General features: G+C 44.7%; 19 protein-coding genes. 1 reads left to right on the top strand and 18 read right to left on the bottom strand.

Annotated features, from left to right (window positions below; translation table 11 throughout):
• Window positions 1-47: 47 nt before the first annotated feature.
• From M0413_RS15165 to mioC, 17 genes are all read right to left on the bottom strand, one after another.
• Window positions 48-818 carry a DeoR/GlpR family DNA-binding transcription regulator gene (locus M0413_RS15165; protein WP_023266063.1) on the bottom strand — a complete coding sequence of 257 codons (771 nt, stop codon included), beginning with the start codon at window positions 816-818 and terminating at the stop codon, window positions 48-50.
• Window positions 819-1019: 201 nt separating this feature from the next.
• Window positions 1020-3113: a TonB-dependent siderophore receptor gene (locus M0413_RS15160; protein WP_249554803.1), complete on the bottom strand. Its 2094-nt coding sequence runs from the start codon at window positions 3111-3113 to the stop codon at window positions 1020-1022.
• A gap of 259 nt (window positions 3114-3372) precedes the next feature.
• Entirely contained in the window at window positions 3373-4737 is a 1365-nt protein-coding gene (gene glmU, locus M0413_RS15155; protein WP_037413421.1) for a bifunctional UDP-N-acetylglucosamine diphosphorylase/glucosamine-1-phosphate N-acetyltransferase GlmU, read from the bottom strand.
• 170 nt (window positions 4738-4907) lie between these two features.
• The gene (locus M0413_RS15150) at window positions 4908-5336 is read right to left on the bottom strand and encodes a F0F1 ATP synthase subunit epsilon (RefSeq protein ID WP_011624645.1); all 429 of its coding nucleotides are present in this window, start codon (window positions 5334-5336) and stop codon (window positions 4908-4910) included.
• Window positions 5337-5372: 36 nt separating this feature from the next.
• Window positions 5373-6764: a F0F1 ATP synthase subunit beta gene (atpD, locus tag M0413_RS15145; RefSeq protein ID WP_037413426.1), complete on the bottom strand. Its 1392-nt coding sequence runs from the start codon at window positions 6762-6764 to the stop codon at window positions 5373-5375.
• A gap of 35 nt (window positions 6765-6799) precedes the next feature.
• Window positions 6800-7660 (bottom strand): F0F1 ATP synthase subunit gamma, encoded by an 861-nt coding sequence (gene atpG, locus M0413_RS15140; RefSeq protein ID WP_037413431.1) that lies wholly within the window; start codon window positions 7658-7660, stop codon window positions 6800-6802.
• A 50-nt stretch (window positions 7661-7710) separates the two neighbouring features.
• Window positions 7711-9252, bottom strand: coding sequence for a F0F1 ATP synthase subunit alpha (gene atpA, locus M0413_RS15135; protein ID WP_037413433.1), 1542 nt, complete (start codon window positions 9250-9252; stop codon window positions 7711-7713).
• A 14-nt stretch (window positions 9253-9266) separates the two neighbouring features.
• The gene (gene atpH, locus M0413_RS15130; RefSeq protein ID WP_037413434.1) at window positions 9267-9800 is read right to left on the bottom strand and encodes a F0F1 ATP synthase subunit delta; all 534 of its coding nucleotides are present in this window, start codon (window positions 9798-9800) and stop codon (window positions 9267-9269) included.
• A 16-nt stretch (window positions 9801-9816) separates the two neighbouring features.
• On the bottom strand, window positions 9817-10287 hold the full coding sequence (atpF, locus tag M0413_RS15125) for a F0F1 ATP synthase subunit B (RefSeq protein ID WP_011624650.1): 471 nt from the start codon (window positions 10285-10287) through the stop codon (window positions 9817-9819).
• 38 nt (window positions 10288-10325) lie between these two features.
• On the bottom strand, window positions 10326-10577 hold the full coding sequence (gene atpE / locus M0413_RS15120; RefSeq protein ID WP_006083840.1) for a F0F1 ATP synthase subunit C: 252 nt from the start codon (window positions 10575-10577) through the stop codon (window positions 10326-10328).
• A gap of 70 nt (window positions 10578-10647) precedes the next feature.
• On the bottom strand, window positions 10648-11442 hold the full coding sequence (gene atpB / locus M0413_RS15115) for a F0F1 ATP synthase subunit A (RefSeq protein ID WP_037413438.1): 795 nt from the start codon (window positions 11440-11442) through the stop codon (window positions 10648-10650).
• A gap of 12 nt (window positions 11443-11454) precedes the next feature.
• Window positions 11455-11838, bottom strand: coding sequence for an ATP synthase subunit I (locus tag M0413_RS15110; RefSeq protein ID WP_011074336.1), 384 nt, complete (start codon window positions 11836-11838; stop codon window positions 11455-11457).
• Window positions 11839-12063: 225 nt separating this feature from the next.
• Window positions 12064-12942: a ParB/RepB/Spo0J family partition protein gene (locus M0413_RS15105; protein WP_037413441.1), complete on the bottom strand. Its 879-nt coding sequence runs from the start codon at window positions 12940-12942 to the stop codon at window positions 12064-12066.
• A 9-nt stretch (window positions 12943-12951) separates the two neighbouring features.
• A complete protein-coding gene (locus M0413_RS15100; protein WP_011718840.1) occupies window positions 12952-13740 on the bottom strand; it encodes a ParA family protein in 789 nt (262 codons plus the stop codon).
• A gap of 74 nt (window positions 13741-13814) precedes the next feature.
• Entirely contained in the window at window positions 13815-14435 is a 621-nt protein-coding gene (rsmG, locus tag M0413_RS15095; RefSeq protein ID WP_140907424.1) for a 16S rRNA (guanine(527)-N(7))-methyltransferase RsmG, read from the bottom strand.
• 117 nt (window positions 14436-14552) lie between these two features.
• Entirely contained in the window at window positions 14553-16442 is a 1890-nt protein-coding gene (gene mnmG / locus M0413_RS15090; protein ID WP_249554802.1) for a tRNA uridine-5-carboxymethylaminomethyl(34) synthesis enzyme MnmG, read from the bottom strand.
• A gap of 440 nt (window positions 16443-16882) precedes the next feature.
• The gene (gene mioC, locus M0413_RS15085; protein WP_037413450.1) at window positions 16883-17323 is read right to left on the bottom strand and encodes an FMN-binding protein MioC; all 441 of its coding nucleotides are present in this window, start codon (window positions 17321-17323) and stop codon (window positions 16883-16885) included.
• A gap of 179 nt (window positions 17324-17502) precedes the next feature.
• Here mioC and M0413_RS15080 point away from each other — a divergent pair, with 179 nt between their 5' ends.
• Complete coding sequence (locus M0413_RS15080) at window positions 17503-19050, top strand: POT family MFS transporter (protein ID WP_249554801.1); 1548 nt, start codon at window positions 17503-17505, stop codon at window positions 19048-19050.
• Window positions 19051-19258: 208 nt separating this feature from the next.
• Here the strand turns inward: M0413_RS15080 and M0413_RS15075 are convergent, their stop codons facing one another.
• Complete coding sequence (locus M0413_RS15075) at window positions 19259-20140, bottom strand: LysR family transcriptional regulator (protein ID WP_037413454.1); 882 nt, start codon at window positions 20138-20140, stop codon at window positions 19259-19261.
• Between the last annotated feature and the right edge of the window lie 136 nt (window positions 20141-20276).

Raw genomic sequence — 20276 nt, 5'->3', positions numbered from 1 at the left:
AATGAAGTTGTTTGAGTCATTTGCTCTGGCTTATCACGGGCAAATGCCTAAGGCGAGTAGGGCGCTAAGATGACTTTCACGCCTTGCTCGGTAATTTGATTAAGGGCGCTCTCTTCGATGCGAGCATCGGTGACTAGCACACTGATTTGCGACCAAGGTAATTCTAAGTTAGGGATCCGCTTACCAATTTTGTCCGAATCCACCATAACGATCACTTCGCGCGAAACCTCAGCCATCACCTTGCTTAAACCTGTCAGCTCATTAAAGGTGGTGGTGCCGCGCGCTAGATCGATACCGTCGGCACCGATAAAGAGTTGATCGAAGTTATAGGAGCGTAATACCTGCTCGGCGACTTGGCCTTGAAAGGATTCAGAATGCGGGTCCCAGGTTCCACCTGTCATCAATAGGGTCGGCTCGTTTTCCAGCTCATGAATCGCATTAGCCAAATGCAGGGCATTGGTCATGACCACCAGCCCACGTTTGTGGTTGAGTTCAGCAATCAGGCCTGAAGTAGTGGTGCCACTGTCGATGATGATGCGATTATGATCTTTAATCAGCTGCGCCGCGGCTTTAGCAATGGATAACTTATTAGGGGCTATCTTGGCAGAAAACTGTTGCGTCACTTCATCGGGAATGGCTACAGCACCACCATAGCGGCGTAGCAGCAGTCCGGTTTTTTCAAGTTCAGCAAGGTCTTTGCGAATAGTCACTTCTGAGGTTTCGAAACGTAATGACAACTCATCGACACTCACTTCACCCTGTTCATTCAGGATGCAGATGATACTGTGGCGTCGTTGCTGTGTATTTCGTTTATTCATAAAACCTTTCAGTTAACTTTCGATTCGAAACTTACATTATAAAGAAACGAAACATTTTTGCTAGTATTCGAAAGATAATTTCGAATCAAGATGGGTGGCTTTTAAATTGGATTAATTAACTTTATGAAAAATAATAAAAAAGCAGTTCACCTATCGATGAACTGCTTTAAGCGAGCTAAAACTTAAGCGTAGAAAGTGAAATTAGAACTTAGCTTCAAGCGCCACACTGAAGTTACGATCTTGGCCGATAGTAACCATCTTATCGCTACCACCATCTAAGTATTCAGTATCAAATAGGTTTCTCACGTTCGCGCGGATGCTAACGTCTTTACCCATAATATCCATAGTATAGGCAGCACCGATATCGAAGCGGACATAACCGTCTTTACTGATAGTGTTATCCACGTTTGCAAAACGCTCGCCAACATAGATAGCACCGAAGTTCATTGCAAAGTTATCGGTTACTTCATAACGAGTCCAGATATTGGCCGACCATTCAGGGGCATCGATAGGCGTTTTACCTTCGCGAGCATCACCCGTTTGATATTCAGCATCTAAATACATCATAGATGATGTCACAAACCAGCTATCTCCAATTTTGCCTTGGGCACCGACTTCAAAGCCGCGGTGCTTTTGCTCTCCGCCTTGGGTGGTGATATCAGTATAATCACCAATAGGCGTTGGCAATTTTTCTGAAATGGTAATGTTTTCAAGTGTGATATCAAATACCGCTGCCGTTAGCAGCAAACTATCGTCAAACAGTTCCCACTTTGTTCCCACTTCATATTGAATACCGTATTCAGGCTTTAGGTTAAGTTTGTTATTGATATCGTATTCGTTATTCACTGCACCTTGTGGGGTGAAGCTTTTTGAATAGTTGACATAAATACTGCCATTATCCATAGGCGAATAAATCACCCCGAATTTTGGCGATACGGCATAGCTATTTTCCCCTTCACCGTCTTTTTTCTGCTCGTCATAACGTACACCTGCAAGCAATTTCCATTGTTCGTTGATGGTCATTAAATCTTGCAGATAGAAACCGTAGTATTTGTATTCGCTTGGAGCACTTAATTTGCCCTGATGGTAATCAAGGTCAGGCTGAACAACCGGTTGTCCAGGGATCACTGTTTGAGTTGCACCACGAGCGATTTGTTGCTGGTAGAAGTAATCTAAATAGTTGGCACCAATAAGGAATTGATGCTCCAAGCCTGCTAATTCAAACTCGCCCGTAAAATCAATATAAGCAGTTTTATGCTGCCAATCGTCATATCGATCAAAAGGCTTGATGCTATACCCCTTGGTGAAGGGATCTGCCGCATAAACAGGGGCAGAGTCGAAACGTTGGCGATTAAATTGTTGATCGTTGTAACCGACTTTAACTTTCCAGTCGTTACTCATTTGCCAAGTCAGATCAGCACCTAAATTTGAAACAGTATTATCGGTAAAGGCCCAAGGCGCGTCCCATACGGTTTTACGCTCGCCAATCACATTGCCTTGTTTATCTAACCAGCCACCCGCATCGATGCCCGCTTTGTCTTGGGTATGGTCGTACTTAACCGATAACAAAACATCATCACTGATATCAAATTCTAAGTTTAAGTAACCCAACCAACGATCACGCTCTTGGTTTTCATTAGTAGTTGAATATTCGCGCCAGTATTTAGTGTCTTGTTTAACTAGCACACCACGATAACGAATGCTTTGAGAATCGTTTAAGCTGCCTCCCGCATCTAACTGCGCACGGGTAGAGCCGTAGCCATCAGTATCAAAACCTAAATCGAGCATTGAATCATAGGTCGGCTTTTTGGTGACCATATTAACCAAACCGCCAGGACCGGATTGGCCATACAACATACTTGAAGGGCCTTTAAGAACTTCTACCTGCTGCAGCGTTTCAATAGGTTGAACGTAATGAGACCATTGCTGGTGGCCGTTAATGAGATAACCGTTGCCCGAATCGAGTTCGAAGCCACGAATACTGAAGACTTGGCGGTTCCAACGAGTGGTACCCGCCGTTACGCTCGAATCGTTAACTAAGACTTCCGCAAGGTTTGTTGCTAATTGTTCATCGGTAACAAAATCAGGGATAACATTAACGGACTGCGGGGTATCCATTAAGTCAATATCGCCACGCATAGCGCCCGATGCGCTACCGACTTTATAATCGTTAAAAGTACGGCCTGTTACATTAATACGTTCAATATTTGCATCGTTTGGCGCTTCTGCCATAACAGGCATCGCCATTAATGCAGCCCCAACGGCCAAACCTACAACTGAATATTTAAATACCATTGCCAACACCTCAAGTAGACCTTTCGTCTTAGAATTGCAGGCAATATAAATAAGAATTGTTTTTATTTAAGGAACTTTACATGGATTTACAATTTAGCGTGACTTAGATCAACTTTGAATAAAAACAATGAATTACCCATAACACCACAGTATTAACTCAACATTAATTTAGCTGATTTTTATTTGGTGAGGATTTTGACCTTTGACAAAAAAACATAAAGCGGCTAATTGCCGCTTTGTATAACAAAAAATGAAGCCGTTACTTCTTAATCTTTACCGGACGTTGCCAGCCAGTCAGATGTTTTTGCTTAACACGGGTGATCACTAGCTCATCCTCACCCACATCACGGGTAATTGTTGACCCTGCACCGAGCGTCGCGCCTTTACCAATAGTCACCGGCGCCACCAGCTGAGTATCACTTCCCACAAACACATTATCTTCAATCACAGTTAAGTGTTTATTGGCACCATCGTAATTACAGGTAATAGTGCCCGCACCAATATTCACACCCGCACCGATTTGCGCATCGCCTAAATAGGCTAAGTGACCCGCCTTAGACCCCACACCTAAAACGGCTTTTTTCATCTCAACAAAGTTGCCTATATGGGCATCTTGCATTAACTCGGCACCGGGGCGTAAACGGGCAAAAGGCCCCGCACTGGCTGCTACGCCGAGTTTAGCGCCTTCGATAATAGAGTAAGGTTTGATCTCGGCATTGTCGGCAATTTCACAATCGATAAGAATTGCACCAGCGCCGATGCTAACGTTATTGCCAATCACCACTTTACCTTCGAAAATCACATTCACATCGACCATCACATCCATACCCACGGTCACTTCACCACGGATATCGATACGGCTTGGATCGCGCAAATTAGCGCCAGCAATCATCAGCTTTTCGGCTTCACGGGCCTGATAAGCGCGCTCAAGTTGTGCAAGCTGCACGCGGTTATTGGCACCTTCCACTTCGATAGCAGATTGCGGCTGAGCAGTATTAATCTCAACCCCATCGGCGTGGGCCATGGCGATAATATCCGTTAGATAGTATTCACCTTGGGCATTGTTATTCGATAAACGGCCAAGCCACGTTTTTAATGCATTACCAGGAACCGCCATAATGCCCGTGTTAACTTCATTAATAGCAAGTTGCTCTGGATTAGCATCTTTTTGTTCGACAATACCGACAACCTTGCCCTGTTCGCGCACGATACGGCCATAGCCAGTAGGATTGGTTAGATTGACGGTTAAAATCGCCACGCCATTATCGGGACGCGCAGCAAGTAATGCTTCAAGCGTAGAGGCTTGGATTAACGGCACATCACCGTAAAGGATCAGTACAGTATCATTATCATCGATATTAGGAATCGCCTGAGCGACCGCATGGCCAGTGCCTAACTGCTCGGCTTGCAACATCCAATTGAGTTGCTGCTCACCCAAAGCGGATTTTAATTTATCGGCACCGTAGCCATAAACGAGCTGTATAGCATCACTGCCAATATGGTGTGCAGTATCAATCACATGCTGCACCATGCTCTTATGAGCGATAGGATGTAATACCTTAGGAAGATCCGAGCGCATGCGAGTTCCTTTTCCTGCTGCCAAGATCACTACATTTAATGCCATTGCCATATCCTTGATTAACATCCCAAAGGGATAAACTGAGCTCTATTTAATGGCGCAATTTTAACGGAAAGGCGCAGCAAAGCGAAAGGCAGATCTCAAAACGCAGCGAAAAAACCAACAAAAAAGGCGGGTATCTTTCGATAACCGCCTTTTATCACAAACAATAACCTTTATCTGGCAATGTTTTTCTTGATGGTTTCAACAACACGTAATTGAGCCATTGCTTTCGCTAACTCAACCATAGCGGCATCATAATTAAAGTCCGCACCCGCAGTTGCCATATGGGCTTCTGCACGACGCTTGGCTTCTAATGCTGCCTGCTCATCAATATCTTTGGCACGCATAACCACATCAGCTAACACAGAAACAGAAGAAGGTTGTACTTCCAGTAAACCACCAGAAAGGTAAAACACTTCTTCGCTGCCGTCTTGTTTGACGATGCGCGCCATGCCAGGTTTGATATAGCTTAACAGTGGAGCGTGGCCATGCATGATGCCCAACTCACCTTCAGAACCGGTCACTTGTAGGCTCGCTACGCGACCAGAGAAGATACTGCTTTCTGCGCTGACTATATCAAGCTGTACTGTCATGGCTGCCATCCCGTTCTCCTTAAAAAACTAAGTATGACTACTTAGTTATTTCTTTTTGTTAGCTTTCTCGACAGCTTCGTCGATAGAACCAACCATGTAGAACGCTTGTTCTGGAATGTGATCGAACTCACCACTCAGAATTCCCTTGAAGCCACGGATAGTGTCTTTCAGAGAAACGTACTTACCAGGAGAACCAGTAAAGACTTCTGCTACGTGGAAAGGCTGAGACAAGAAACGCTCAATCTTACGTGCACGGGAAACGGTCATCTTGTCATCATCTGACAATTCGTCCATACCGAGAATCGCAATAATGTCTTTCAGCTCTTTGTAGCGTTGCAGAACAGTTTGTACACCGTTAGCTACGTCATAGTGCTCTTGACCAACCACTAATGGATCTAATTGACGAGAAGTCGAATCCAATGGGTCAACCGCTGGGTAAATACCCAGAGAAGCGATTTGACGTGACAATACAACAGTCGCATCTAAGTGAGCGAAGGTTGTTGCTGGTGACGGGTCAGTCAAGTCGTCCGCAGGTACGTATACCGCTTGTACAGAGGTAATAGAACCCGTCTTAGTTGAAGTAATACGCTCTTGCAGAACGCCCATTTCTTCAGCCAGAGTGGGTTGGTAACCTACCGCAGAAGGCATACGACCTAACAGTGCTGATACTTCAGTACCGGCTAGGGTGTAACGGTAGATGTTGTCAACGAACAACAGTACGTCACGACCTTCGTCACGGAACTTTTCAGCCATAGTCAGACCGGTCAGTGCTACACGCAGACGGTTTCCTGGTGGCTCGTTCATTTGGCCATAAACCATGGCTACTTTGTCGAGAACGCCAGAATCTTTCATCTCGTAGTAGAAGTCGTTACCCTCACGAGTACGCTCACCTACACCAGCGAATACAGAAAGACCTGAGTGAGCTTTAGCGATGTTGTTAATCAGTTCCATCATGTTAACTGTCTTACCAACACCCGCACCACCGAACAGACCTACTTTACCACCCTTAGCGAATGGACATACAAGGTCGATAACCTTGATACCCGTCTCTAACAGTTCAGTCGTGTTTGATTGCTCTTCGTATGAAGGAGCGCTGCGGTGAATCACATAACGTTCTTCTTCGCCAATTGCACCAGCTTCATCAATAGGGTCGCCTAAAACGTTCATGATACGGCCAAGAGTGGCGGTACCAACAGGAACAGAAATAGGTGAACCTGAGTTTACTACCTCAAGACCACGACGCAGACCATCAGAAGTACCCATAGCGATGGTACGAACTACACCACCACCTAGTTGTTGCTGAACTTCCAGCACCAAACCATTACAGGAGCCTTCACCTGTGATCTTCAGAGCGTCATATACCTGAGGTACGGCATCTTGTGGAAACTCTACGTCCACAACCGCGCCAATCACTTGGACAACAGTACCTGTGCTCATGATTAATCCTCTAAAACTTGTATTCGTTACCTAACCTAAACCGCAGAGGCACCAGAAACAATTTCCGACAGTTCTTGCGTAATCGCAGCCTGACGAGCCTTGTTATAGACCAATTGCAAATCGTCAATCAGTGTACCCGCGTTGTCCGTTGCCGCCTTCATCGCCACCATACGGGCAGCTTGTTCGGAAGCAATGTTTTCAACAACACCTTGGTAAACCTGAGATTCTACATAACGAACCAATAAGGTATCCAAAAGGGCTTTTGGATCAGGTTCGTAGATGTAGTCCCAACGATGAGCAACCTCATCATCTTCCGATTTAGGCAAAGGTAGCAGCTGCTCGATCACAGGAGTCTGCGTCATAGTGTTTACAAACTTGTTGAACACTACATACAGACGATCCAGTTTGCCTTCGTTGTAAGCATCTAGCATCACACGTACTGTCCCGATCAGGTCAGCGAGCTTTGGCGCATCGCCTAAACCTGAAGCATGGGCAGAAACCTGTCCACCGAAGCTTTTGAAAAACTGCACACTACGAGCACCAATAGGGCAGAATTCAAATTCTGCACCTTGCTCTTTCCAGCTTTTCACGTCTGCAACAACCTTTTTAAAGAGGTTGACGTTCAGACCACCACAAAGGCCACGGTCGGTTGCTACAACAATGTAACCAACCCGCTTAGCCTCTCTCACCTCTAAGTAGGGGTGTTTATACTCGAGAGAACCTTGCGCTACGTGACCGATCACCTTACGCATGTTTTCCGCGTATGGACGGCTCGCAGCCATGCGTTCCTGCGCTCTGCGCATTTTGCTGGCTGCCACCATTTCCATGGCGGACGTGATCTTCTGAGTGTTTTTTACACTCGCGATCTTGGTTTTAATCTCTTTAGCGCCGGCCATCTCTACTCTCCAATCTGGACCTGAGGTGTCTTAAGACACCTCTATCATTGTTACCAGGTTTGGGTTGCTACGAACTTGTCGAGGCCAGCTTTTAATTCAGCTTCGATATCGGCGTTATAATCGCCAGTCTCGTTGATAAGCTTGATTAAAGCAGCATGCTCGCTGTTCATGTACGAGAGCAGAGCGGCTTCGAAATCACCAACTTTTTTCAGCTCAATGCCCTTCAGGTAACCTTTTTCAGCTGCGAAAATAGACACAGCTTGAGCAGCTACACTCATAGGAGCATATTGTTTTTGCTTCATCAGTTCGGTAACACGCACACCATGCTCTAGCTGAGCACGAGTTGCATCGTCTAAGTCAGATGCAAACTGTGAGAACGCAGCAAGTTCACGATACTGTGCAAGAGCAGTACGAATACCACCAGACAGTTTCTTGATGATCTTAGTCTGAGCCGCACCACCAACACGAGAAACAGAAATACCTGGGTTAACCGCTGGACGTAAGCCAGAGTTAAACAGATCAGTCTCAAGGAAGATCTGACCGTCAGTAATCGAAATTACGTTGGTCGGTACGAATGCAGATACGTCACCCGCCTGAGTTTCAATAATAGGCAGCGCGGTTAACGAACCGGTTTTACCTGTTACTGCACCTTTAGTGAACTTTTCTACATAATCTTCGTTTACGCGTGAAGCACGCTCTAGTAAACGAGAGTGTAGATAAAATACGTCACCAGGATAAGCTTCACGGCCTGGTGGACGCTTCAATAGTAACGAGATCTGACGGTAAGCAACTGCTTGCTTAGACAGGTCATCGTATACGATCAGAGCATCTTCACCGCGGTCGCGGAAGTATTCACCCATAGCACAACCAGAGTACGGTGCTAAGTATTGCAGCGCAGCAGCTTCAGAAGCTGTAGCAACCACAACGATAGTGTTAGCTAATGCACCGTGTTCTTCTAGCTTACGCACTACGTTAGCGATAGTAGAAGCCTTTTGGCCTACTGCTACGTATACGCACTTAATGCCAGAATCGCGCTGGTTGATGATTGCGTCGATCGCCATGGCTGTTTTACCAGTTTGACGGTCGCCAATGATCAATTCACGTTGGCCACGACCGATTGGGATCATAGCGTCAACGGCTTTATAACCAGTTTGAACGGGTTGATCTACTGACTTACGCTCGATAACACCAGGAGCAATCACTTCAATAGGAGAGAAACCATCGTTGTTGATAGCTCCTTTTCCGTCAATAGGCTCACCCAGAGTGTTAACTACGCGGCCTAACAGGCCACGACCGACTGGAACTTCCAGAATACGGCCAGTAGTTTTAACTTTTACGCCCTCTGCTAAATCAGCATAAGGGCCCATTACTACGGCACCGACAGAATCACGTTCAAGGTTCAACGCGATTGCAAAACGGCTACCAGGCAGTTCGATCATTTCACCTTGCATCACATCGGCTAGGCCGTGGATGCGGATAATGCCGTCACTAACCGCAACGATAGTACCTTCGTTACGAGATTCGCTAACGACTTCGAACTGCTCGATCCGCTGCTTAATCAGATCGCTGATTTCAGTGGAATTCAGTTGCATGCTCAAACTCCCAATTACGACTGCAGCTTTTCAGACAGACGCGATAACTTACCGCGGACAGAGCCATCAATGACTAAGTCACCTGCCTTAATGATTACACCGGCGATAAGCGCGGCGTCAGTGCTGCAATTCAGCTTAACTTTGCGTGCGAGACGTTTCCCTAAAGAAATACTGATCTGCTGCTGTTGTTCAGAGCTGAGCTCAGCTGCAGAAACCACATCGGCTTCCACTTCTTTTGCCCACTCATTACGGTATTGAGCAAAAAGCTCAGATACAGCAGGTAGTACCTTTAAGCGACCGTTTTCAGCCATTACCTTTATCAAGTTTTGACCTTGCTCATTGATTTGCTCACCACACACACTAATAAAGAGTGCGGCGAGTTTGGTGCTGGCTAAAGAGCCAGTCAGCAGTGGCTGCATGGTTTCGTTTTCACTAACCAATGCGGCAAACGTGAGCATTTCGGCCCAGGTATCCACTGCGTTGTGTTCAACAGCAACGTCAAAAGCTGCCTTTGCGTAAGGGCGAGCGATGGTGGTTAATTCAGCCATAACTCAAACTCCCTTATCAAATTTCAGCGACTAGTTTATTAACTATGTCACTGTGGGCGGCTGGATCAATAGAACGCTCAAGGATCTTCTCAGCACCCATGATGGCAAGAGTAGCAACCTGCTTACGCAGATCCTCTTTCACGCGATTACGTTCAGCTTCAATTTCTGCTTTACCCTGAGCGATGATTTTGGCACGCTCAGCGTCTGCTTCGGCTTTAGCTTCTTCCACTATTTGAGCTTTACGCTTGTTAGCTTGCTCAATAATTTCGTTAGCCGTCACCTTGGCTTCTTTTAGTTGGTCAGTCGCTTTCGCTTGAGCCAACTCTAGGTCTTTTACCGCACGATCAGCATCAGCTAGACCGTCAGCAATCCTTTTTTGGCGCGCTTCGATGGCATTCATCAAAGGGGGCCATACAAACTTCATGCAGAACCACACGAAGATGATAAAGGCGACCGTCTGACCGATTAGGGTAGCGTTGAAATTCACAACAGCCTCCTATTTAGAGTTAAGACAGAAGCGTTTTCTTACAGCATTGCACCCAGTGGGTTGGTGAACAGCATGAATAATGCGATACCAACACCGATCATTGTTACGGCGTCTAACAGACCCGCTACGATGAACATTTTAACTTGCAGCATAGGAGCCATTTCTGGTTGACGCGCAGCGCCTTCCAGGAACTTGCCACCTAATAAGCCGAAACCGATTGCAGTACCAAGAGCACCCATACCAATCAGCAGAGCAACAGCGATAGCTGTCATGCCTAAAATCGTTTCCATCTGTATCTCCAGTATCTAAAATCTAAATCTAATTAGTTGATGATTTAGTTTAAAATTTCTTCAGCAATCCTTAATGATCTTCATGGGCCATGCTTAAGTAAACAATGGTCAACATCATGAAGATAAACGCCTGCAGCGTGATAACCAAAATGTGGAAAATTAACCAACCTAGTTGCAGAGTCACACCTAGGGAAGATAATAACAAGTTGGTACCATACATCAGCGCAATAAGGATGAAGATCAACTCACCTGCGTACAAGTTACCGAATAGACGCAATGCCAATGAAATTGGTTTAGCGATTAAGGTAACAGTCTCTAATAGGAGGTTGACGGGTATCATTGCCTTATGGTTAAAGGGCTGTAGCGTCAGTTCTTTAACAAAACCAGACACGCCTTTGACCTTAATGCTGTAGTAAATAATCAGCACAAACACACCGATAGCTAAGCTGAAGGTGATGTTTACATCAGTCGTCGGAACCACTTTTAAGTATGGAATTCCCGCTAAACTTGCTAGCCAAGGCAGCCAGTCTACAGGGAGCATATCCATGAAGTTCATCATGAATACCCATACAAAAATGGTCAGAGCTAAAGGCGCGATCACGGCATTGCGGCCATGAAAACTTTCTTTCACGCTGTTATCAACGAACTCCACGATCATCTCGATAAAGCATTGCAGCTTACCGGGAACACCTGAAGTCGCTTTTTTACCAACACTACGGAAAATCCACAGGAACAGAACACCAAGACCAACCGAAAAGAACAACGAATCAATGTGCCATGTCCAGAAGCCTTCACCAACGTGTAGGTTGGTAAGGTGATGCTGGATATAGCCCTGCGGTGTTAACGCTTCACCAGTTGCAGCCATGATTCATCCCACTTAACTTTGCTTGAAGTATAAAGGAGCTGTCCAATGCACGATCAACGTCAGCACGTAACAAACAAAAAGAGGCATAAATGCGACCTTAAGATTGATAAACACTAGCGAAAACATTGCGATGGTTAACAGCAACTTTACCGCTTCCCCCCAGTAAAAAGTTTTAATCACTTTTGCAGCTGAACTTGCTCCCGTATGGGAGAAAGCGAGGGTCGCGAATACAAAATTAGGGAGCACAGCAATTGAACCACCTGCTAATGCAGAATAGCCAAACTGAACTCCCCACACGACGAAAAAGAGAATTGAAGCACCCCCAGCCACCGCCGCCTGCATCATCACCAATTTATAGGCTGACCACCGGCCACGACGCGCTAAAACCTTACTCAACTCATCCTCTCCGCATTTATACTTTTTGTTTCGATGACCGGATGACAAATATCCGTATTTATGTCGATGCACAAAAAGCTTGCGAAAGTATACCTTTTCACGCCTTCATTGCAACTTTGAGATAAGGAAAAACAGCACTTTTAACGTGATATAGCGTCAAAACAGTCAAAATCCAAAATTAACATATGTCACAAATTTACATTAAAAACTGTTAATCTACAGACATTAACGAATTTTGCTAAGAATTCCGTCTAATTCAGCCAGATTCTGATAGTTAATTACAATTTTACCCTTCCCCTTACTGCTATGAGCGATCGAAACCTTGGCACCTAATCTTTCAATTAACTGCTGCTCTAAACGACAAACATCTTGATCTTTAGTCGTAGTTTCGACGGGTTTGGGTGGATTTAAGGTTTGATTAATCAATCGTTCAGTTTCGCGAACGGTTAATTCCTTGGCTGCCACTAATCTCGCCAGATTTGTTTGTTCTTCACCCTCAATTGCGAGCAAAGCGCGCGCATGGCCCATATCAATATCGCCATACTCGAGTAAACGCTTAACAGGCTCATTTAAACCGTTTAAACGTAACAAGTTAGATACACTCGCCCGAGATTTTCCCACAACATCGGCGACCTGTTGGTGAGTCAGTTCAAATTCTTGCATTAAACGTTGTAATGCAATGGCTTCTTCCATGGCATTTAAGTCTTCACGCTGAATGTTTTCGATCAAGGCGATAGCAATAGCGGCATCATCGGGAACCGCTTTAACGATACAAGGGATTTTTTCAACACCCGCCAATTGGGAAGCGCGCCAACGGCGCTCACCGGCAATAATCTCATACTGGTTATTGCTAACTGGGCGCACTACAATCGGCTGGATAATGCCTTGATTACGGATGGAATGGGCAAGTTCTTCCAATGCCTCGGGAGACATGTCCTTACGAGGTTGGTATTTTCCCGGCTGTAATAGGTCGAGATCAAGATGGATAAGTTCTTCTTTTTTATCGACAACGACCACTTCTTCCGTGTGTTTTTTACTCGCGGCGTGGCTATTACTCAGTAAGGCATCTAAGCCTTTACCTAACCCTCTTTTCTTTAACGTCATGGTTTTCCTTTACGCTCGCTTAGCCTGAGTTTTCTGTTCGGAACGGCGGATCATCTCACCAGCCAGCGCTAAATATGCTTTAGCTCCCGCGCTCGATTTATCATAATACATAGCGGGTGCACCAAAGCTCGGCGCTTCGGCCAAACGCACGTTACGCGGAATAACAGTGCGATACACCTTATCGCCAAAGTGTTGTTTTAGCTGATCGGACACATCATTTGAAAGACGATTACGCGGATCATACATAGTGCGTAAAATCCCTTCTATCCCAAGACCAGGATTCACCACGGCTGCCAATTTGGTGATGGTATCGATCAAGGCGGTTAAACCTTCCAGTGCAAAGTACTCACACTGCATTGGCACCAGCACAGAATCCGCCGCCGACATAGCATTAACCGTCAACATGTTGAGCGAAGGAGGGCAATCGATAAAGATATAATCGTATTGATCTTTTATCGGCGCGAGCGCATTACGTAACCGCACTTCACGGGCAAAAAACTCCATGAGTTTGATTTCCGCCGCAGTCACATCGCCATTACTGGCAATTAGATCGTATTTTCCCGTGGTGTCTTTGACCACTATTTCATCGAAGGGCTTTTCTTCTACCAGCAGTTCGTAAGCCGTGTTTTCGACTTCGTATTTATCGACACCGCTGCCCATAGTGGCATTGCCCTGTGGATCAAGATCGATCAGTAGTACTTTACGCTTAGTCGCGGCTAATGAGGCGGCTAAATTGACACAAGTTGTTGTTTTCCCTACGCCACCTTTCTGGTTGGCCACGGCAATTACTTTACCCACAATGTCACCCTGTATGTAAATTCTGGTTTATTGCCTACTTAAAAATCCATTCAAAATGAGGAGCTTTAAGCCTGTTATTCTTTGATTATTTTGAGTAAATGTCTTTGCTCATCGAGTTTTGGCACCTTGAGTTCGATGGTTTCAGTTATCGCAAAGCCAGCGGGGATTTGTTGCATCTCTTCATCACTCAGTTGTCCCTTGAGCGCATAAAATTGCCCATGCTCAGCAGGCAAGTGATGGCACCATGTCAACATATCATGGATTGACGCAAAGGCACGGCTTAGCACACCATCGAACTTTTGCTCGGGTTGATAGGCCTCAACTCGGCTTTCTATCGAACTGATATTATGAATGCCTAATTCGAAGGCTACTTGTTTTTGAAAACGAATGCGTTTACCTAAGCTATCAAGTAGCACAAAAGTTTTATCTGGATTCATAATCGCCAATGGGATGCCAGGCAGTCCAGGACCAGTTCCAACATCAATAAAGCGTTCACCTTGCAGATGTTTTGATACCACTAAGCTGTCCATGATATGACGGACAAGCATGATCTTGGGATCTCTTACTGAGGTTAAGTTATAGGCTTTATTCCATTTGTTGAGCATGCCAACAAAATCAAGCAGTTGCTTTTTCTGCTCAGCGGTAGCGGGCAGATTAATTTCGGCTAAATAGGCCTCTAACTGGGCAGATAACACTGAACAACCTCAACAAAAATGCAATGATAAACTCGTCGGCTATTATGAAGCCCTGAAACGTCGAAGGGAAGCCTGAATGCTTCCCTTCTGCGACCAAACTGGCGATTAAGCTAGCTTTTACGCGCTCTTGCGTAATAAACCACGTTTTTTCAGATGTACTAGCAGAATTGAAATCGCTGCTGGGGTGATACCTGAGATACGTGACGCTTGACCAATGGTTTCAGGCTTATGGCTATTTAACTTAGCAATCACCTCATTTGAAAGCCCAGGAACCTCTTTGTAATCAAGGTTCAATGGCAAACCCGTGTTCTCATTACGTACCGCTTTATTGATCTCTTCCTGCTGACGTTGAATATAACCAGAATATTTCACTTGGATCTGTACTTGCTCAGCGGCGAGTGGATCGGTAAGACCAGGACCAAAGCCTTCAATCTGCATCAGTTTGTTGTAATCCATTTCTGGACGACGAAGTAATTCCTCAAAAGATGCTTCGCGAGAAATAGGCGTATCCAAGTGCGGATTTAACACTGGCACTAATGGAGAATTTGGATGGATCCACTGGCTACGTAGACGCTGTAGCTCTAATTCGATCGATTCCAGTTTTTCACTGAAAGACGCCCAGCGTGCATCATCCACCAGACCCAGTTCACGACCTTTTGCTGTTAAACGCAGATCGGCGTTGTCTTCACGCAGCAATAGGCGGTATTCGGCACGGCTGGTAAACATGCGGTAGGGTTCTTTAGTGCCTAAGGTTGATAAATCGTCAACCAATACTCCGATGTAAGCTTCATCGCGACGAGGGCACCAAGCTTCTTTGCCTTGAACTTGCAGTGCTGCGTTCATCCCTGCGAGTAAACCTTGGGCGCCAGCTTCTTCATAACCGGTTGTACCGTTGATCTGGCCAGCAAAGAATAATCCATTAATGGTTTTGGTTTCTAACGAGTTTTTAAGATCTCTAGGATCAAAATAATCGTACTCAATCGCGTATCCTGGACGTACGATCTCAGCATTTTCCATCCCTTTGATCGAACGAACCAAATTTAACTGTACATCAAAGGGAAGGCTGGTAGAGATCCCGTTAGGGTAAATCTCATTGGTGTTTAAGCCTTCTGGTTCGATAAAGATCTGGTGCGATGATTTATCAGAAAAACGATGGATCTTGTCTTCGATAGAAGGGCAGTAACGTGGGCCGATCCCCTCAATAACACCGGAGTACATAGGGCTTCTATCTAAACCTCCACGAATAATATCGTGTGTTTTTTCATTGGTATGGGTGATCCAACAAGAAATTTGTTTCGGGTGATGGCTCAAATCGCCCATAAATGACATTACAGGTAATGGCGTATCACCTTTTTGTTCTGTCATCTGAGTAAAATCGATGGTATTGGCGTCGATACGTGGTGGTGTACCGGTTTTTAAACGGCCAACACGGATAGGCAACTCGCGTAAACGATGGGCGAGTGCGATAGATGGTGGATCGCCTGCACGACCGCCACTGTAGTTTTCTAACCCTATATGGATCTTACCACTGAGGAAAGTCCCTGCGGTTAATACGACAGCAGCGGCTTCGAAGGCTAATCCCATCTGGGTAACGACACCGATAACGCGATCATTTTCTACAACAAGATCATCTACAGCTTGTTGGAAAATACGTAAGTTAGGTTGGTTTTGCAGAATATTTTGGATCTTCTGACGATATAACGCGCGATCTGCCTGTGCACGAGTTGCTCTTACTGCTGGGCCTTTACTCGAGTTTAAGGTTCTAAATTGGATCCCTGCATAGTCGGTTGCGATCGCCATTGCACCGCCTAATGCATCGATTTCTTTAACCAAATGACCTTTACCAATGCCACCGATCGCAGGGTTACATGACATTTGTCCTAAAGTATCAAGATTATGCGTTAGCAATAATGTCTTAGAACCCATTCTTGCTGCGGCTAATGCGGCTTCAGTTCCGGCATGACCACCACCAACTACAATAACATCAAACCGTTCATGAAAATGCATGACCTTACCTTTAAAAACTTAAGTGACCCAATGAGAGCCGATCATTTTAGCATTTGCTTTGATTGAGGTGAATGATCATTTTTCGAAAATAGATCCAGTGGATCGGGACTAATAGATCTTAAGATCTTTATATAGATCTTCTTATTATGTTTACTATTAGGATCGCACTTTCCTGTGGGTAAGGCTAATTTCTCTTTTATATCAGTGGTTAATGAGCTTTTGATCCTGTGATCTAACCGAGATCTACTGTCATTAAAGGTGGGGATAGATCCGCTATTTATCCACAGGGTGGATCTTTAAGCGGATCATGATGTGAATAGCACAGAGGTTGATCAGATCTAAATAATAGTTTATCCACAAAAATATACATATAAATAGTTTTTTGTGGATAAATAAGATCTAAACTGTGGGTTGTTTCAGGTATTTTGAAAATGAGGATCTTAAATTTGATCTTGCCATTGTGCCAACCACGCTAAAGCTGGGTCTTCTGGCACAGGATCCTGTTGTACATCGATCTGGATCTTATCCACAAACGCTTTTGCACCGCTATATTCAAGTCCATCAACAAGCTTCTCTGGGCCTTGGCAAAAGGTGTCATAACTCGAATCACCAATGGCACATAATGCGAACTTAATTTGGTGTAGATTTGGTGTATTGAGTAGAACTTCTTTACAAAATGGCTGTAGATTATCGGGAAGATCACCTGCGCCATGGGTTGATGAAACGATGATCCAGAGGGAATAGGGTTGCAGTGAATCCAGTGTTGGACTTAAAAAAGTGTCTACTTCATGCCCTAATTTGGTCAGCTGAGCCTGCATTTCATCTGCAATATATTCGCTGCTGCCGAGGGTGGTACCGACTAATATAGCAATTTTGGTCATTGTTACTGCTCTCTGTGGTCGTTAATTTTCTATCATTTTTGGGGCTTACATCTACTTAGCGTATTTTGTTGTATAAATTTAGCCAATATTGATTCGCAGTCTGTTAGTATCCTTGGCTGCAATCTTGGTTTTATACCGATAACCTTAAGTTTTTTATAACAATTATAATAGGATAACAGATGACTACACCTGTTGATGCGCCAAAATGGCCACGTCAAATCCCCTATATTATTGCCAGTGAAGCTTGTGAGCGTTTCAGCTTTTACGGCATGCGCAACATTCTAACACCTTTCTTAATGACAGCACTTTTGCTGTCCATTCCGGAGGAGCTCCGTGGCGCTGTAGCTAAGGATGTGTTCCATTCCTTTGTAATTGGTGTGTACTTTTTCCCATTATTGGGTGGCTGGATTGCGGATAGATTTTTTGGTAAGTACAACACCATTCTTTGGTTAAGCTTACTTTATTGCGTGGGCCATGCTTTTTTGGCGATTTTTGAGCACAGTGTGCAAGGTTTTTATACGGGGTTATTTTTAATTGCTTTAGGTTCTGGTGGGATAAAACCTTTAGTATCTTCCTTTATGGGCGATCAATTTGATCAGACTAATAAGTCATTGGCTCAAAAAGCCTTTGATATGTTCTACTTTACGATCAACTTTGGTTCTTTTTTCGCATCCTTATCTATGCCATTGTTACTTAAAAACTTTGGTGCCGCTGTTGCTTTCGGGATCCCCGGCGTGCTGATGTTTATTGCGACGGTATTTTTCTGGTTAGGTCGTAAGCGTTATGTGCATATGCCGCCAGAACCAAAGGATCCCCATGGTTTTTTACCTGTGATCCGCAGCGCCTTGCTTACTAAAGTGGAAGGTAAGGGAAATATCGGTTTAGTGTTGGCACTAATTGGTGGGATATCTGCTGCCTATGCGCTGGTGAATATCCCAACTCTAGGAATCGTCGCGGGCATTTGTAGTGCTATGGTGCTACTGATGGGGTTTGTAGGGGCTGGCGCTTCATTACAACTTGAGCGTGCTCGAAGCTGTCATCCTGATATTGCGGTAGATGGTGTACGTTCAGTCCTTCGAATTTTGGTTTTATTTGCGTTGGTGACCCCATTTTGGTCGTTATTCGATCAAAAGGCTTCGACTTGGATTTTGCAGGCCAATGATATGGTTAAACCTTCGTGGTTTGAACCTGCAATGATGCAGGCTTTAAATCCACTGTTAGTGATGCTATTGATCCCATTCAATAACTTTGTGTTATACCCCGCGATTGAGCGTATGGGGATTAAGTTAACCGCATTACGTAAAATGGGGGCGGGGATTGCCATTACTGGATTGAGTTGGATTGTGGTGGGGACGATTCAATTGATGATGGATGGTGGTTCAGCACTTTCGATCTTCTGGCAAATTTTACCTTACGCTTTGCTGACTTTTGGTGAAGTTCTGGTTTCGGCGACAGGATTAGAGTTTGCCTATAGCCAAGCGCCTAAAGCGATGAAAGGGACTATCATGAGTTTTTGGACGCTTTCCGTTACCGTTGGTAACCTTTGGGTATTGCTTGCCAATGTGAGTGTTAAAAGTCCTGCTGTGACTGAGCAAATAATGCAAACAGGGATGAGCGTGACGGCATTCCAAATGTTTTTCTTTGCGGGTTTTGCTATTTTGGCGGCATTAGTGTTTTCACTGTATGCCCGTTCATACCAAATGCAAGATCACTATCGGCAGGTATGATTGAGCTGATATTTTTTGGTTAAGATGTTTAAATTATGGTAATTCATTGGTTTAAGCCAATGATACTGCAAAATGCCAGCCAATTTCAGCCCTAAATTGGCTGGCAAACATATGCTATTTAACCTCAGATCGGGTTAATAGATGAATAAACGCACCTGCCGCTTATGTGCAACTAAAATCAATCCCAATCGACTGATTGTGATATCAGTTACTCCATTTTTGTGCTTAACAAAGTATGCAAGATTGGTAAATCAACGTGTCTTTTAGCGGTTATGGCATAAAAACTTTCAGTCACACAATCTAAGGCCGCGTAGTTTTTCAATAGTCCCGCTTGAATCTCATCTTGTACAACCACCTCAGGTACTACGGCCACCGCACCCGAATCCCGTGCTAATAGTCTGAGCATCGCCATATCATCGACTTCTGCATAAGGGGTTAGTGAGAGCCCATGTTGCTCGCAGTACAAATCAAATTGCCTACGAATATCACTGTCGGGGCCAGGTAATAGTAATTTTACTTTTGTGAGATCCTCTGGAAAGCGTAATGCATTGAATTCCGCTTTATTTGGGCCGACTAAGCATACGCCTTGCTGAGCAATTAATTTACAGCGCCAAGGGGTTGAAGAGTCCGAAGCTACAGGGCGATTTGAGAGGATCAAATCTAATTTATGTACACGCAATTGCTCGAGTAGATCATCAAAGTTGGATGATTTTAAAGCAAGTTTGACGTTATTTAATTTAATGACCGGGCGTAATAAGTTTTCTTGGAAATTGCGTGAAAGGGTCGCCACTGCACCTATTCTTAGTAGCTGAAGCCTTTGGTGCTCGCCATTTTCCATAACTGAAAGCAATTCGTGGCCTAAATTAAAAATTCCTTCAGCGTACTCGAGAACGAGATGCCCAACCTCTGTCAGTAATAATGCCCGGCCCTGACGGTGAAACAGTTCATGCCCTAGTTGTTCCTCTAACTGTCTGATCTGGGATGATAAAGCCGATTGTGAAACGTTTAGTCTCTGGGAGGCTCGAGTTAAATGTCCTTCTTTAGCGACAGTCCAGAAGTAATGTAGATGGTGAAAATTGAGGTTTCTCATAGAATCGTTCACTTATGTAGAACGTTATGTGAATATCTATCTATTTTACATCCTATCACTGATACGGCAACAATAGCCTTCCTTATTCAGCGTCGTTATAGCGTTGTAGAGGATATTGAGTAAGGCTAGGTTTGCT

Source organism: Shewanella sp. 8A (assembly GCF_023475945.1).
GTDB classification, from domain to species: Bacteria; Pseudomonadota; Gammaproteobacteria; order Enterobacterales; family Shewanellaceae; genus Shewanella; species Shewanella xiamenensis.
This window is presented reverse-complemented; position numbering and strand designations above follow the sequence as displayed.